The 16,179-nt window shown below is 52.2% G+C and carries 16 protein-coding genes; 2 read left to right on the top strand and 14 right to left on the bottom strand.

Translation table 11 applies throughout. The features are described from left to right. Positions 1–102: 102 nt before the first annotated feature. The 10 genes from ABC831_RS09885 to ABC831_RS09840 form a co-directional block, all read right to left on the bottom strand. Entirely contained in the window at positions 103–513 is a 411-nt protein-coding gene (locus ABC831_RS09885) for an ABC transporter permease (protein WP_343247981.1), read from the bottom strand. Next, positions 510–2,012 (bottom strand): sugar ABC transporter ATP-binding protein, encoded by a 1,503-nt coding sequence (locus ABC831_RS09880; RefSeq protein WP_343247980.1) that lies wholly within the window; start codon positions 2,010–2,012, stop codon positions 510–512. The genes ABC831_RS09885 and ABC831_RS09880 overlap by 4 nt, the downstream gene beginning before the upstream one ends. Positions 2,013–2,043: 31 nt before the next feature. Further along, a complete protein-coding gene (locus ABC831_RS09875) occupies positions 2,044–3,159 on the bottom strand; it encodes a zinc-dependent alcohol dehydrogenase (protein ID WP_343247979.1) in 1,116 nt (371 codons plus the stop codon). A gap of 30 nt (positions 3,160–3,189) precedes the next feature. Continuing rightward, the gene (locus ABC831_RS09870) at positions 3,190–3,600 is read right to left on the bottom strand and encodes a VOC family protein (RefSeq protein WP_343247978.1); all 411 of its coding nucleotides are present in this window, start codon (positions 3,598–3,600) and stop codon (positions 3,190–3,192) included. 88 nt (positions 3,601–3,688) lie between these two features. Beyond that, positions 3,689–4,870 carry an iron-containing alcohol dehydrogenase gene (locus tag ABC831_RS09865; protein WP_343247977.1) on the bottom strand — a complete coding sequence of 394 codons (1,182 nt, stop codon included), beginning with the start codon at positions 4,868–4,870 and terminating at the stop codon, positions 3,689–3,691. 14 nt (positions 4,871–4,884) lie between these two features. Next, positions 4,885–5,928, bottom strand: coding sequence for an NAD(P)-dependent alcohol dehydrogenase (locus ABC831_RS09860; RefSeq protein WP_343247976.1), 1,044 nt, complete (start codon positions 5,926–5,928; stop codon positions 4,885–4,887). 16 nt (positions 5,929–5,944) lie between these two features. Then, positions 5,945–6,886 carry an aldo/keto reductase gene (locus ABC831_RS09855; protein WP_343247975.1) on the bottom strand — a complete coding sequence of 314 codons (942 nt, stop codon included), beginning with the start codon at positions 6,884–6,886 and terminating at the stop codon, positions 5,945–5,947. Further along, positions 6,876–7,820 (bottom strand): carbohydrate kinase family protein, encoded by a 945-nt coding sequence (locus tag ABC831_RS09850; protein WP_343247974.1) that lies wholly within the window; start codon positions 7,818–7,820, stop codon positions 6,876–6,878. The genes ABC831_RS09855 and ABC831_RS09850 overlap by 11 nt, the downstream gene beginning before the upstream one ends. Before the next feature lie 19 nt (positions 7,821–7,839). Continuing rightward, positions 7,840–8,718, bottom strand: coding sequence for a class II fructose-bisphosphate aldolase (locus ABC831_RS09845; RefSeq protein ID WP_343247973.1), 879 nt, complete (start codon positions 8,716–8,718; stop codon positions 7,840–7,842). Between the two features lie 48 nt (positions 8,719–8,766). Beyond that, the gene (locus tag ABC831_RS09840; RefSeq protein ID WP_343247972.1) at positions 8,767–8,940 is read right to left on the bottom strand and encodes a hypothetical protein; all 174 of its coding nucleotides are present in this window, start codon (positions 8,938–8,940) and stop codon (positions 8,767–8,769) included. A 125-nt stretch (positions 8,941–9,065) separates the two neighbouring features. Between ABC831_RS09840 and ABC831_RS09835 the strand changes: the two genes are divergently transcribed. Then, complete coding sequence (locus tag ABC831_RS09835) at positions 9,066–9,428, top strand: helix-turn-helix domain-containing protein (protein WP_343247971.1); 363 nt, start codon at positions 9,066–9,068, stop codon at positions 9,426–9,428. A 91-nt stretch (positions 9,429–9,519) separates the two neighbouring features. On the opposite strand, the gene ABC831_RS09830 is transcribed toward ABC831_RS09835, so the two are convergent. Further along, positions 9,520–9,867 carry a hypothetical protein gene (locus tag ABC831_RS09830; RefSeq protein WP_343247970.1) on the bottom strand — a complete coding sequence of 116 codons (348 nt, stop codon included), beginning with the start codon at positions 9,865–9,867 and terminating at the stop codon, positions 9,520–9,522. 350 nt (positions 9,868–10,217) lie between these two features. On the opposite strand from ABC831_RS09830, the gene ABC831_RS09825 reads away from it, so the two are divergent. After that, positions 10,218–10,676: a helix-turn-helix domain-containing protein gene (locus ABC831_RS09825; protein WP_343247969.1), complete on the top strand. Its 459-nt coding sequence runs from the start codon at positions 10,218–10,220 to the stop codon at positions 10,674–10,676. A 485-nt stretch (positions 10,677–11,161) separates the two neighbouring features. On the opposite strand, the gene ABC831_RS09820 is transcribed toward ABC831_RS09825, so the two are convergent. The 3 genes from ABC831_RS09820 to ABC831_RS09810 form a co-directional block, all read right to left on the bottom strand. Then, complete coding sequence (locus ABC831_RS09820) at positions 11,162–12,115, bottom strand: phosphoglycerate dehydrogenase (protein ID WP_343247968.1); 954 nt, start codon at positions 12,113–12,115, stop codon at positions 11,162–11,164. A gap of 260 nt (positions 12,116–12,375) precedes the next feature. Beyond that, positions 12,376–12,843: a NanQ anomerase/TabA/YiaL family protein gene (locus tag ABC831_RS09815; protein ID WP_343247967.1), complete on the bottom strand. Its 468-nt coding sequence runs from the start codon at positions 12,841–12,843 to the stop codon at positions 12,376–12,378. Beyond that, positions 12,833–16,150 (bottom strand): glycosyl hydrolase, encoded by a 3,318-nt coding sequence (locus ABC831_RS09810; RefSeq protein WP_343247966.1) that lies wholly within the window; start codon positions 16,148–16,150, stop codon positions 12,833–12,835. The genes ABC831_RS09815 and ABC831_RS09810 overlap by 11 nt, the downstream gene beginning before the upstream one ends. Positions 16,151–16,179 lie beyond the last annotated feature (29 nt).

The following is a 16,179-nucleotide window of genomic DNA, read 5'->3' as shown; positions in this document are numbered from 1 at the left end:
AAAATATATTTTTCTAAGAGGCTTCGCCGCACATTTTTGGATATATGTCAAGTGTTTTTGCAAAAAAGCAGAGAATATTTTTATACATTCTCTGCTTTTTCCTTAACTAAATGACATTGGTCCCCGGAATATGTAATTCGTGCCCAGCGTGGCAATCATGGGCGTGACTTTTAGAGTTCCCACCACAAATCCGTTAAACATCCCGCATACCGTACCGACCAGGACCGCGACGATCAGCCAGAGGAAAACCGGCACCTGGGGGTGGTTAAATTGGAGCAGAGAGCACACGCATCCCGACAGGGCCATGATGCAGGATATGGAGATATCGATCCCCCCGCTGATGATCACGATCATCTCCCCCACAGCCAGAAAGACAAATACACAATTATTGCGCAGCATATTCATCAGCGATCCTACAGAATACAGATCCGGAGTAATAACCGCGGCCAGGATCAGCAGAGCGATCAAACCTACCATCAGACCAAAATTCTTGTTCCCTGTAATCTTTCTCATGCGCCCGCCTCCTTCTGCCTCAGAGATGCCTCCAGAATCATTTCCTGGGTAGCCTCCCCCTTTTCAAACGTCCCGGTCACCCGGCCGGCTTTCATCACCACGATACGATCGGCCATGCCCAGTACTTCCGGCATTTCGGATGAGACCATAATGATCGCATAGCCCCCGGACGCCAGTTCGTTCATAATCTCATAGATCGAGGATTTGGCCCCCACATCGATCCCCTTGGTCGGTTCATCCAGGATCAGCACTTTCAGGTCACAGTCCAGAAGCTTCGCGAATACCACCTTCTGCTGGTTCCCGCCGGACAGGGAGGAGGGCGGGGCCTCGATGCTTTCCGCCTTCAGCTGAATCTTTTGGCAGAAGCCCCGTGCCGCTTCTTTTTCCTGCTCAACGTTTAAAATCCCATATTTCAGAAATTTGTCCATAGCGGCTGAAGTCACATTCTGATAGATCGGGAGCTCATTGATCAGCCCCTGGATCTGCCGGTCTTCCGGCAGCATGCCGATCCCGTAGCGGAAGGCATCCTTGGGGCTTCGGATATGGATCTCCCGTCCGTTCAGCTTAAGGCTCCCCGTATCCGGGGGCATGATACCGAATATACTCTGGCAAACTTCGGTCCGGCCCGCCCCTACCAGCCCGGTCAGCGCTACGATCTCTCCCTGGCGGACGTCGAAGGACACATCCTTGAAATAACCTTCCCTGGATATTCCCTCCACCGCAAAGATAACCTCCCCGATCTGCGCGGTTTTCACCGGATACATCTGGTTCAGTTCCCGTCCTACCATCTTCGAGATCAGGTCGTGGTTCGTGATCCGGTCCACATCCCAGCAGCCGATATACTCCGCATCCCGGAATACAGTAACCCGGGAGGCCAGCCGGTACATGTCCTCGAACTTATGTGTAATGAAGATAATGGATACCCCCTGGTCCCGCAGATTCTCGGTGATCCGGTAGAGTTCCTCACATTCGTGGTTCGTCAAAGACGCGGTCGGCTCATCCATGATCATGATACGTGCGTTTCTGGACAGGGCTTTGGCGATCTCCACCAGCTGCTGTTCCGCCACAGACAGGGCGGACATGGGCTTATGTACATCCAGGGCCGGACTCAGCGGCGCTATCAGTTCTTTTGCCTTCTGATTCATACGCTTCCAGTTATAGAAGCCCATCTTGTTCTTGATCTCCTGGCCCATAAATATATTCTCAGTCACCGTCAGATCCGGGAATGCGGTCACATGCTGGTAAATAGCTGCAATTCCCATACGGGCGGATTCCAGCGGGGAACGGAAGGTTACCTGTTCCCCTTCTAACAGCATAGTCCCGCTGTCCGGCTGATGCACACCGGTGATCACTTTTATAAATGTAGATTTTCCAGCTCCATTCTCCCCCATCAGGGCATGTATCTCCCCCGGTTTCAGCTGAAAGCTGACCCCCTTCAGCGCCTGAACGCCTCCAAACGTCTTTACCACATCTTTCAGCTCCAATATATAGTCACCCATTGGTTAAAGTCTCCTTTCCTCCACCCATTCTCTATGGAATCAGTATTACTTTGGAGGCTTCCTGTGTTCTGGACATTTCAAACCCCTGATGATATTGTTCCAACGGCAGTTCGCAGGTGATAATGGATTTGAGATCCAGACGGCCGGCGGCAGCCAGGGCCAGACTGTTTCTCCAGGATTCCGCGTTATAACCCATGTGTCCGATAATCCGGACATTTTTCAGCGCGAAATCGTCCAGCCCACGGTTATAGGTCTTGTCACTCATTCCGATTCTGACGACCGCCCCTTCATTTCTTACGATCCGAATCGCCTGTTCCGTGATCATCGGTACACCGGCAGCATCTACCACCACGGCCACTCCGCTCTCGCCTGCTATCTTCCGGACACTCCCCACCAGATCCTCTTCCTCATCCGATGCCAGGAAATCAGTAGCTCCGTATTTCCTGGCAATAGCCTCCCGGCTTCTGCGGTCGGAGGACATGCCGACGGCAATCACCCTGGAAGCACCGCCGATATAGGCCTGCTGGATCGACATAAGGCCCAGCGCCCCGACACCGAATACGACGGCAGTTTCCCCTGATCGGAATCCGGCCTGCTGGATGACGGCGTTGTAACCGTTTGCCGCCGGGTCCATCAGGGTTGCCTCCGAAAAGCTCAGATTATCCGGGATATGATACAGACAGTTGGGGTACATCTGTAACAGCCTGCCCGGTATCCGCACGTATTTTGTAAATCCTCCATCCATGGAACAGCCCATGGTCTGGCGGTGTGCGCAGGCCACGAAGTTACCCGCGGCACAGGATGGGCAGCGCCCGCAGGCGTCTCCTGTATTCTCCGACACCACCCGGTCCCCGATCTTCCAATAGTCTGTGACATTTTTACCGATTCCTGCTATGACGCCGGCAAATTCGTGTCCCATGATAAACGGGACCTGGCCCATGGGCTCCAGCCGGCCATAGTAAAAATGCAGGTCACTTCCGCAGATTCCGCATGCTTTCACCTCCAGCAGAATATCGTCGTCACCGATCACCGGCTCCGGTACCTCCCGGTATTCCACCTGCCCTTTTCCGCACAAAACAACCGCTTTCATTTTTACACTCTCCTTTCTGGTTACCTTCATCGATGCATTCCCATATCTCAATTTCAATGCATCCTACACCACTTTCTTTTTTCCTTCCTAACGGATTACCTGATTCAGCTCCAGCCGTTCTCCGCTGGGTCCGCGGAATGTAACGTATTTCACTCCTTTGCCCCAAAGCTCTTCGTCCTGTACAATAGGGCCGTCAAATATCACTCCCCTGGCGGAAAGCTCCTCCACCGCCTGTTCTATAGGGTCAGCAGCGATGGCGATATGTTCAATCCTGCCTCTGTCCGGAAGTTCTGTCCCGGGCTGGCAGATGCATTCCAGAATCAGACTGCCTTTCTGTAAAAATACGATCTCTGTTATAATACCTGTTTCCTGATCAACCGTGGTTTTCGCAGTGGGGGCCTCAAATCCCAGGATGTCCTGATAGAATCTCCTCGTCTCCGCCATGTCCGTTACCCAGAGACCAATGTGGGCCAGATCTTTCCAGTTATTCTCCTGCATAATTCCTTCCTCCTGTCTGTTTTTCTGATTTCTGTGTATATCTGTGTGTCCTCTGTAATTTACACATAAAATCCTGGTAATCCGATGTCTAAAAGCAGTATTCATACATCGCCTTCAACGCGGTTTTGTTATACTCCTCTTCTATCCCGTTAGCCAGACAGTCCGTGTAAGCCGCTTCTACCAGGAGATCCACCTCCCTGGTAGGGATCTCCCCTTCCTTAAAGGAAGCCGGGACACCGATCCGGTGATACCACTCCTGCAGGGCTTTCATACCCAGCTGTGCCTGGAATGCCTCAGGGAACATCCGGATTCCAAACACCTGCCGTGCGAATTTAGCAAATCTCCCGGTCAGGTGCTCATCCTTTTTATCCAGCATGTAGCGCATCCAGCCGGTCGTGACGATGGAGACCGCCGCGCCATGGGGTGTGTCATAACGTCCGCTGAGCGGATGGGACAGAATATGGCAGGGTACATAAGTTTTTCCAAGGCCGCAGCGGTAAAATTCATTCCAGGAAATGGAGGCCGCCCACATCATCGTGTCCCGTGCTTCCTCGTCCCTCGGATTCTCCAGCAGGCATTCCATACACTCTATAACCGTGCGCATCAGGCTCTCGCAATATCCATCCTGGATCGGTGTCCAGTGCTCCTGCTCCGTAAAATAAGCTTCCGACAGATGAGATATAATATCCGCGGCCGAGCAGGCAGTATTCCTGATCGGAATGCCGTAGGTCAGCACAGGGTCCAGGATAGAAGCTCTGGGATAGATCTCCGGTCCGGACAGCGCTGATTTTTGTTTTTTCTCCTCATTGTTCATGACGGAGATACAGTTCATCTCCGAGCTGGTGGCCGGTATAGTACAGATAGTGACCAGCGGAAGGGCATCCGACAGTTCCCCTTTTCCCTCGTACAGGTCCCAGACATCCCCGTCATAGAGCGCGCCGGCGGCAATGCACTTGCCTTCGTCCATCACGCTTCCTCCGCCTACCGCCAGGATGACACCGATCCCGTTCTCCAGGACCTTCCGGATTCCTTCCCTGGCATGAGCCACATCGGGATTGGATTTGACTCCCAGATGCTCCACCGTCTGCACTCCTGCCCCGTTTAAGGACTGATGCAGCTGATCATAGATTCCGATCTGTTCCAGTACCGCTTTGTCATAGGACAGCAGGAGGACTTTATCTCCCCGCAGCTTTACCTGTTCTCCCGCCTCATTTACTCTTCCTTTTCCGTATAACATCTCCGTAGGAATACAGAAATTAAATGGTCTCATGGCCAGTCCCTCCCCTAGAACTCTATGGCTACCTTTACTGCCGTCTGCTTCTCATAAAGCGCACATTCGAACGCCTTCTGCACTTCCTCGAATTTAAAAGTGTGAGATACCACCCCGGATACATCCACCTTACCGGACGCCACCGCATCCAGGACCAGCGGATAGATCCCGTGATAACGGAATACGCTCAGGACATCCACCTCATTGTTGTTCAGCTGCAGTTGATTGATCGGAACATCCTCATGGACATTGCCCACCAGGACGATCTTCCCGCCCTTCTTCACCAGATCCGGCGTCATGGCAGCGGTAACTTTACTTCCGGCCGTCTCGAACACGAAGTCCGCGCCTTTCCCGCCGGTAAGCCTAAATACTTCTTCCATCAGATTCTGTCTGGAGGAGTTGATGACCGCAGACGCCCCCAGTTCCTTCGCCTTCGCCAGACGGTTATCATACAGATCCGCTATAATCACGGCAGAAGCTCCCAGCGCCCGGCATGCCAGCAGTGTCATCAGGCCGATACAGCCGGAGCCCAGCACTACTGCTGTCTTTCCCAGAGAAATACCGCTCCGCTTGGCCGCGTGCATGCCTACGGCAAATGGTTCGAACATGGCACCCTCCAAAGTGGAAACAGAGTCCGGAAGCTGGAATGCCATAAAAGCCGGATAGGATATGTAACGGCTCAGCGCTGCTGTCTGAAACGGCGGAGAAGCCATAAAAATCATGTGATCGCAGAGGTTATAGCGTCCCTCCAGGCAATAGTCACATTTTCCGCAGGGGATTCCGGGCTCCACGGCCACGCGGTCCCCCTCTTTCAGATGCTTCACATCTTTTCCTGTCCGGCAGACGATTCCGGCACATTCATGTCCCAGGATAAATGGCAGCGGCGGTTCTTTCACGAACCCTCCATAGGTGGGGTCTTCAAAGAAACCCACATCGGAGCCGCAGACTCCCACATGCTTAATTTCGATGATGATATCGTCCGGCCCGCACTCCGGCATAGGTACATCCCTGATCTCAAACTCAAACGCTTTTAACAGATAGGCACTCTGATTCTGCATAGCTAAACTCCCCCTTTCAATCCAGATTGTCCGCGATGGCCGCATCTATCATCGCCATCTCTTCCGGTGACAGTTCCCAATCCATTCCACGGCAGTTTTCCGCCGCTTCTCTTTCATTCCTCACACCTACAATCGCCGTATGTACATAATCCTTCTGAATACTCCAGTTCAGAGCTACCTGGGCTACCGGCGCATGATGGTTCGCCGCCGCTGTATCCAGTGTTTTCAGAAGCTCCATAATCTGCGTAAACATAGGCTCCTCGAAATACGGATAGAAGGTTCTCCTGGTATCCTCAGGCGGGAAATCCGGCATGGACCGTATCGCTCCGGTCAGAATCCCTGCCCCCAGAGATCCGTAGGTCATGATTCCGATCTCACGCCGGGCACACCAGCGCATCAGATCGGTTTCCACACGGTTTACCATGGAGAACGGCGGCTGAATCACCTCCACCGGCCCGTACTTTTCCGCTTCCCGGATCTGTGCTTCGGAAAAATTCGATACGCCGATATGCCGGATCTTTCCCTGGTCCAGCAGCTTTACCATGGCTCCCATAGATTCCCCGATCTCCACCTTCGGGTCCGGCCAATGGATCAGGTAAATATCGATATAGTCCGTACCCAGATTCTTTAGCGATTCCTCGCATTGGCGCAATATATTTGCCGCTCTTCCATCTTTGATATAGCTCCCGTCGTATCCGGTGTAGACCGCTGTCTTTGTCGTCAGATACACTTGATCCCGTATGCTTCTGACCGCCTCTCCCACTACCCGTTCGGAATGTCCGGCATTATAACCGGGCGCTGTATCGATCAGATTCACTCCCTGTGCGGTCATCTCCCGGATCGCCGCGATGCTGTCCACTTCATTGACTTCACCCCAGTTGGCCCCGCCAATCGCCCAGGTCCCTGTGGTCAGAACAGATACATCCAGCCCTGTCTTTCCGAATCTCTTATAACGCATATGATACCTCCTTCTGCGAATCCAAAACTTCCTGCAGCTGTTCCCGGCTCTGAATACCGGTGGAAGCCCCTATATGGCGGACCGCGATCGAAGCCGCCGCATTGGCATACCTGCAGCAGTGGTACAGATCCTGGCCTTCCATCAGGCCCGCAATAAATCCTGCTGCAAAATTATCCCCGGCTCCTGTGGTGTCCACCGCTTCCACCAGGAAAGGCGGTACGATCATGCGGGTATCCCGGCTTCTGGCCAGACAGCCCCGCTTTCCGATCTTGATTATGACATTAGCCACACCGAACGAGAGAATCCGTTCTGCCATCCGGTCCGGGTCCTCTTCCCCTGTCAGGCCCCGGGCTTCCTCCTGGTTAGGAAAGAAATAATCGATGCAGGGCCAGAGATCCCGGTAAGTCTCAAGTCTGCATCCCTCGGAATACATCATATCGGCACAGACAATCGCTCCGCTCTCCTTCGCCGCCCTGGCCACAGCCAACGCGTTATCCACATCGTCAAAGGGTGGGAAGTAGAGGCTGGCCAGGGAAACTACCCGCGCTCCCCGGATCTTCTCCGGCTCCACACGGTAGCTCAGCGATTCCGGGCGTGCTGCGTTGAAAAAGCTGCGCTCCGCATCCTCCCGAATCAAAGGCACCGATAACATGGAAGGACTGTCCGGATTCGTTACGCTTTTGGAATAATCCACGCCGGCCGCATCCAGTACCATACGGATAAAGTCCGCGGTTGGATCATTGCCCAGGCCAATGATCAGCTCCACTTTATTCCCCAGTTTGTTCAGCACATAGGCCTCATTCACCGCATCACCGCCGATCCAGATGGAAGTCTCCTTTACCGGAATCAGCTCTCTGCTGAAATCAATCTGCGCGACCCCGCGAATGCATACATCCACGCAGCAGAACCCGACGCATATTACTTTATCTGGCATCCTGTTCCCCTCCATATCTTCAGCATCCGGTGAACGGCTGCGTTTGAAAGATCTCTATGTGCTCCTTTACGATCTCCGTAACCGCCCGGTCCGCCGCTTCCTGAATCTCCTGCATATGAATCGGACGGTCACCCGCCCCGGCGACAGTCTCCTTCACCGCGCCGGCCGCTGCCAGGGACATACCGGTGAAAAAGTTAATCTTGTTAATTCCATGTTCCACGGCTCCACGGAAAGCCTCCGGTGTCAAACCGGAACCGCCGTGCATCACCAGAGGGATGTCCACCTGACTGCGGATATCGGCCAGCCGCTTCAGGTCCAGCTTCGGTATCCCCCGGTATATTCCGTGGACGGTACCGATCGCTACAGCCAAAGCATCCACCCCGGTGGCTTCCACAAACCTCACGGCTTCTTCCGGCGTAGTGAAATTCGCGCTGTCCGCGACCGCCCCATCTCTGAGAAGCGCGCCTCCCTCCGCGCCTCCCACATGTCCGATCTCCGCTTCCACACTGACGCCGCAGGCATGAGCAGCCTCTGTAACTTTTTTCGTGATGCGGATGTTCTCTTCCATAGGCAGGGATGAACCGTCGAACATCACTCCTGAAAAACCGGCGTGAATCGCCTTCATGCAATCCTCGAAGCTTCCCCCATGATCCAGGTGGAACGCAACCGGCACACTGGCGTTGCGGATCATTTCCAGCGTCAGCTTCACATATTCCCCGGGGTTCTCCTGCTCCTCGATCATCCCCCACGTAACCATCAGGATCATGGGTGTTCCGGTCTGCTCCGCAGCCCTCAGTATCGCGGCTGTGTTCTGATAGCCGGTAGTGTCGAATGCCCCCACGGCGTATCTTCGTTCCACGGACTCACGAAGTACCTCTTTGAGCGTAACTAGTGACATTTTCCTTCTCCTCCTTTTACTGTAACGGTTCCTTAATCAGTCAGGTGGTCAAGAGTGATCCACCGGAGGCTTCTGCGTCTCATCCGGGAATTCCTCTGTCTGCAGCTGCTTTCTACAGGCTTCATAACCCGCGGCGAAAGCCAGCAGTTGTTTTGTTTCCGATTCATCCAGGCAATCCAGCACATGGATCAGCGCTCTTCGATTATCATACTTAATCTTCATAATCCGCCTCCTTTCTTTGACTTAAGCAAAGTATATATCGAACAAAGTCAAATGTCAAGCTAATTTTTATTTGACTAGGTGATACTTTTATGATATGCTAGCTTCAAGAATTGAGGTGGTATGGTATGACACTGGGTGATCGGATAAAATGTATCCTGTCAGAAAAAAATATGAAACAGGTGGAATTTGCTTCCACCCTGGGGATAAGCGCCAACTATGTGAATCAGCTGGTCAATGGAAAAAAGACGAATATCTCAGAGACATTGGCAAAATTAATTGAAGAACGTTTCGGATATTCAGCAGAATGGATCATAAACGAAAGCGGCAGCAAACTGGCATCTCCTACCCTTTCGGCGATTAAAAAAGAATTTATCCGGAAAATCAGGAAAATGCCGGACGAGGAAGTTCTCGCGATGCTGGCATTTGCGGAAACTTTCGCGAGTTTTAAACGGCAGTTCGGTATGGCAGACCCGGAAACGCGAAGCTGAGATATCCCGGATATACCGGAGCGGAAGCCGGGGATTCTGCCGGAGGGTTCCTTTCGAAAATCCTCCCGGCTTTTCCCTGGCTCCCTATATCTTAGATGACCGGATATACATCCCGACTCGATCGATCCGCCTTCCACTTTCCCCGGTCCTGATAGCAGTCGAAGAGGATCAGCCAGACACGAAAACCATAAGTACGGATAATCTGCTCACTTACAGGCGCCAGTCCGCTGTCCGGATCGTTTATATAGGGAAAGCAGGACCCGGCGATCCTGGCAAACATGTCCACATCCTGCGCAGGAACCACAGGATCTACAAACAAGGTGTCTGCATTTAAGTCATACAGAACCACGAATTCATCCGGCTCCATCGTATACCTTTCATACAGCAGCAGCTTCATGGCCTCTGTCAGCTCGTTTTTTTCTACACGGATTATATTCATGTAATTCAAAGCATACAGCTCCTTTCCGGAAACATCCTTCCTACCTCTTAAATTCTAATGCTCTCATATACTGCCGTTATTGTTTTCAAATGGAATTTCTGTGTTGGAACTACACAGAGAAATTACTGGAATTCCTTCGGATGGGAAGGAACAAGAATGGTTGAGTGTTTTAAAATTCCATAGAGTCAATTCACTCTATGGAATCATTATAGCAGTGTGTTTGCGCTCTGTCAAGAACATATGTTCTGTTTTTTGGGGATTGGTCCGGCAGCCGTTTGTTTACATGTTTGTTTACATGTTTGTTTACACTACAGGAAGAAAGGATGCGGCGGACACCGCAGGAGGTGGTTATGACAGATCATCAGAATTCCATCGGATCACGAATCCGATACTATCGGAATATACGGAAATTGACTCAGAAACAGCTGGCTGAATCCGCCGGCATCAACGAAGTGACTCTGCGCTGTTATGAAACCGGAAAATACCGGCCGCGCTATGACAAGGTCTGCAGTTTATGTAAAGTTCTCGGCCTTCGGCCGGAGGACCTTCTGAATCCGCCGGCATCCAAGCCCAAGGCCACAGACCCCGTAACATATTCCTGTATTCAGGAAGAAACAACCTATTCTAATCCCGACCCGGAAATGTCATTTTCGTCGTCATTATCATCGTCGTTTTCATCATATGGGGAGAACCAGGATCTGGTAGACGAGGCACTCCGGCATCTTCTGGCATTAAATCGCTCCGGCCTTCTGAAGGCTCTGGAACAGCTGGAACTTTTGGGCAGGATTCCTGAATTCAGGTTAAAGTGAGATCCTGATAAGTGAAAGTGAGATTCTGATAAGTGAAAGTGAGATCGTAATAGGCGAAAGTGAGATCCTAATAGGTGAAAGTGAGATTGTAATCAGAGATAAGCAGCTGTGCTTTATGCAGACTGCAGAAGAGCAAACCGACCGGTTGTGGGCAAAAGACTGCGCTCCATGCAGCCTTTCGGGGGCTGCTGAACCTCGAATGCATACGGCATTCGGGGGTTCTTTCTGAGAGTTGGGTATAGCCTGGTAACCGGAATGCCCGCATACTTATACATTAAGCCGGTTGCGGACATTCCAATTACCAGGCTATACCCAACTCTCAGAAAGAACCCATTCGGGACGAATCAGCCACGTACCGGCAACCGGCCGGTCCCCAAAGGACACGACCGTACAGAGCGGATAACTGGCGGGCTGCGCTCTGGTTTTCGGACGGTCTCACCGGGTGCATAAGGAATCGGCTCCGCGGCTCTGCGTATCCTGCAGTCTTAAACCAGCCTGTTGGCCGGTTCCCGTCCCTCAAATACGGCGATCAGCGCTTCCGCTGTAACCCGGGATGTGGCCGCACAGTTTTCATAAGTCTCTGCTGAAGTATGGGGGGTGGCGACATACTGCTCAAAGGCAAACAGCGGGTTCTCAGGCAGTACCGGCTCGGAGGCAAATACGTCAGTGCCCACACCCGCGATTTTGCCGGATTCCAGGGCTTCACAGAGCGCTTCTTCATCTACTATGGTTCCGCGGGCTGTGTTGATGATGCAGACTCCGTCTTTCATGCGGGCAATGTTTTCCCGATTGATCAGCTGTGCAGTCTCAGGTGTTGCCGGCAGATGGATGGAGATGATATCGCTTCGTTCTAATACCTCTTCCAGACTGCAGAGCTGTACGCCCAGCTGGTCTGCTTTTTCCTGGTTCGGATATTTATCGTATGCAATCATAGTCGGGTGGAAGCCCTGCAGCTTTTCCGAAACATTTCGGGCGATAGCTCCGAATCCCAGGAAGCCGATGGTCTGGCTTTTCAGCTCATGAGCCATAGGGCGGACCCAGTCCCCCCGGCGGATGGAGGCATTCAGGAACGGAATCCGTCTGGTGAGGCTGAGCATAAGGCCGACCGCCTGCTCCGCAACCGCGGAGGTATTCACTCCCGGGCAGTTGCTGACACTGATTCCATGAGCTTTGGCAGCTTCCAGATCTATGTTGTCCACTCCCACGCCGAAGCGCGCAAGGGCTTTCAGTTTCGGCGCCAGATCAAAAATCTCCCCGTTCCACGTGTCGACTCCGACAACCACACCGTCGATATCCGCTACGACTTCCTTTAACTCGTCCGGAGTATAGGGGCGGTCATGGGGGTTCTCCACAATTTCACATCCATAATCCACCAGTATCTTTTTGCCTTCCTGACAATATTTTGAATAGTTGGTGGCCGTTACTAATATTTTTTTCATTTCTTTTACCTTTCTGTTTATGTATTGGGGACATGTCCATTTGGCTTTACCTGTCAATTTGGGACATGTCCATTTGACTTTACCTGCCGATTGGGGACATGTCCATTTGGCTTTACCTGCCGATTGGGGACATGTCCATTTTCCACTTTACCTGCTGATTGGAGACATGTCCATTTGGCTTTACCTGCTGATTGGGGACATGTCACTGGCTTCATCTGATTCGGTTCAGCCATTTATATGCTCAGGTAATTTGGTCAGGTTCAATCTATCCCGTTCCATCGGATCTTAAACACGACCTTTTTAACCAAAGAAGCTCCGCCTACCTGACAGCAGGGAAGATGCGCGTCCCACGGATACATCAGCAGAAACATCCCTGTTTTTAGTTTTGCGCAGACGGATTCGTCCGGCGTCCGGTAAAAGACAAAATCCCCCTCCGGTGTCTGATCCTCCAGCACCTGCAGCTCATCCGAAAAATTAAAGTAAACCAGTTCTTCCCCGTCCATCATGTACTGCAGGTCCAGATAAGCTTTATGGGATTCCATTTTCCCAACTGATTTTTCACGGGTCTCATAACACTGGACCAGTGCAAAAAGCTTATCGCCGTCCAGTTCATACCTGCCTTCCGGCGGCATGTTTAAGCCTGCCTCCCGGATAAAATCCTGAATCAGGCCGCACTGGCGCTTTGTCAGCGCATATTCCCGAAGGCGTTCTATTTTATCAATGATCATGCGTAATCTCTCCTTCCAGCTCCGCTATCACAATCTGCCCCTGAAGTCCATACGGCTTCAGGACATACGCATCCGTATGGGACTCGCCGGTGGTCCGGAAATCCTCCCAGCTGATCCTGCTGCACCCGGTGTATTTCTGGTGGAATGGCCCGAACATATTCCTGGGACTTCCTATAACCTGAATATCTATGGCATTGCAATCCATAGTTAAATAGTCAGTGATATCCACATTTCTCCTGGTATTTCCAATCAGAATTCCAGCGTCCTTCCCGTTGACGGTTACTTTTCCGAGAGTACCCCTGTAGTCGCCCAGCTTCAGCTCGTACCTCTTTTGCCTCTCCGGAGATTTCTCCACCTGGAAATGATAGACAACGCTGCCCGGATAGTGGAAAAGGCCCTGCATCGTCCAATCCCCAAAATGCAGTGTTCCGCGGTCCTGAACAATACAGCGGTCCTGATCCACCATAAAATCCCCCAGAAGGTAAATATCCTCCAATTCAGTTGTATTCCGGTAGATTCCTCTAAGAATCAGCTCATTTTCACCCTTCTTCAGCCCCGGGACCCGAAAACGTATCATCTTCCGGTCCAGGAAATAATCCGTCGTCTCCTGGCACGCCTGCTGGTTACAGGTGAGGTGAAAGTCCAGCGGTTTTTCAACCACTACATACAAGGCACCGTCCGGGACCTCTTTTACCTCAAACTGAAACTTGAGTTCAAATATTCTGCCGTCCGTGCCGCATTCCCCATAGATCCAGCTGTACCGCTGGGGAGCGCCATTATAGTAGATCTGCTGAAGTCCCATGGTATCCCGCATCTGCCGCTGGGCCTGCCAGACCTCCAGAACCGGCGACCATGGAAGCCGGCTGATTTCCTGCTCCGTATCCGCCAGCCGGTAACTACAGCGGTCCAGCGTCAGGACATTTTCCATGTCTCTGGTAATCAAAACTTCCGGCCCCAGGCACGCCCATACTTTGTCCGCCCGGTGCGGATGCTCGTAAGGGAACTGTGCGCTGCCTTCCAAAGGCTTCTGCCCGGTGCGGATAAAATAAACACAGCTCATGGCAGGTGTAAATGTTTCTACAAATTTTATTCCACCATTTCCTGCCGCTTCGACCGCAACCGGACGTGTCACATCAGTCAGCGCGTCATAGCTCTCTACTGCTCCCGCGGCGGCAAACTCCATCATTACCCGGTGCTGGTGTTCCCGGTCATTGTTCACGGCAAATATCAGATATCCGTCCTGGGTTTTACGGATCATGGACAGAATATCCGTATCTTCCTGCATCCGGTCATTTTTAACACGCAGCAGGCGGGAATTTATGTGGTTCAATCGCGAAAGTGTCTGTTCATAATCTTCTGTCCTGTGCAGATTCGGATGCTGTTCCAGGCCTTTTATCCTACATCGATTCGGATACTGCGCCAGGCTCCTTATCCCACATTGGGTTGTATCGCAGGAAGGTATTTCACACCCGTTTACATCCCCTGTAAGAGTTTCCCAGCAGTCCGTCTCTTTACCGGGCTTTGATTCGTCCGGAATATATTTCCCATCGATCATAGAGACCATGGGACCGGTCCAGATTACGGCTCCGCCCTGATCCATAAAATCGTTCAGAAGCTTTACCGTGCTGGAAAACAATGTGGCTACCCTGGGCACAATGACAATACGGTAAGCGCGTTCCTGCACGCAAAGCTTCCCATTCTCTGCCCTGCCCGCTTCTTCCAGTATGATCTCGTCGCCAAAATCAAAATCCTGATGATTACCCATTAACATTTTCGCCAGACGGTTGTACTCTTCCCCGGCCCGGTTCAGACGGAAAATATGTTCATCCAGCCACCCCATATTCATTTCCACATGATTCAAATCCTCGTCCGGCGCGCTTGCGCACATGGTCCAGATCGTAGACATGGGATGTATGACCAGAATATCCCGCACCACTTCCCCGGTGCGTACACATGCGGAGACTCTTCCGAAATAATCCTCCAGAATCCTGTTATTCTCCCACCAGGTAGTCTGGTAGTTGAATACCGGAGGATAATCCCGTTTACGGCAGCCGGTAATGGAATACAGCGCCAGATGCTGGCACCTGCGGTTCACCCCCAGTACGAACTGCCAGTCGCCCAGCCACTTCTGTCCTTCGAACGTAAAATCCCAGCCCGTACAGCCATAAGTCTCGGTCAAAACCATATCCCGGTTATACTGGTTGGCCACGCTGGTACATTGCTTAACCGTCAGATATTCCTGCGTCTGCTCTCCCAGGATATCAATCCCGGGCGCGTGCATATACCGGTAATGGGGCATAGCTGCGCCGCATACCCGTGTCCCATAACCTAAGTCATTTTCATACAGCATGTGTCCCGTCATCTGCAGTTGGTTCTCTTCGCACCAGTCATAGAGCTGCTTCGCATAACACTCACTAAAGCGCTCCGTCAGCGTATACCAGTAATCATGCCTTATCTTTTCGCACCCCTCCCCGTCATAATACAGGTAGGGTAAATATTTATAAAAAGAATACCCTCTCTTCTCCCGGAAATATTCCTCCATCCCTTCCCCCCAGGGAATCCAGGGCCGTCCCTTCGTAAATACGCTATAGAAATCGCAGAAGTTCGGTTCATCCGTAAAAAAGCCTTTCACCGTGCGGCCGAATTCCAGCTGAAAGCGTACCTTATAGCGCTCATGCGTCAGATCCAGGAACGTTCTGACCGCATCCGGATTCAGATTATCCGATGGCGCGAAACCATTATACCATTCACTCTCCCCGGAGACCTCCAACCGGAACACCAGCCAGGCCATCCCATCCGGAATCTTAAGCCCGGCCTTCAGCACCTCTTCCCGTGTATACTCACCGATCGTCCTTCCCTCGATCCGGGCCGACACAAGCGCCACCACCGTACCATCCGCACAGGCCTCTCCCATCCGAATCGTCCGATCCGGCAAACGCCCCGCGTCAAACACTTCCAGACTAATCGCCTTCGCCGTATACTTCTTACGTTCCGCTTTGCTTACCAGTCCGCCGGCACTGCCCGACGGCCATTTATCCTCATCATAGATCCAGGCCTCCATATGCTGTTTGGCAGCTCTATCCACCGCCGTACCCACCGCCTGCATCCATTCCTCCGACAGATATTCCGTCTCCAGACCTTCCCGGGAATGAATAAAAAATCCCCCCATTCCCTGTTCCTTCATCCCGTCAATCTGCCGGACCAGCTCCCCTTCCTTAAGCCTGTCATTCCAGGCCCAGAACGGAGCGCTCCGATATGCTTCCGAAGGATTCGTCAATTCCAGCTTCAATTCTTCTATTGTTCTCAATCGGCCACCTCAATTTTCCCGCCTTCGGA

It is taken from the genome of Diplocloster hominis, assembly GCF_032380655.1.
In the GTDB taxonomy this organism is placed as follows: domain Bacteria; phylum Bacillota; class Clostridia; order Lachnospirales; family Lachnospiraceae; genus Diplocloster; species Diplocloster hominis.
The sequence above is the reverse complement of the archived record's forward strand: the minus strand, read 5'-3'. Positions and strand labels throughout refer to the sequence as shown.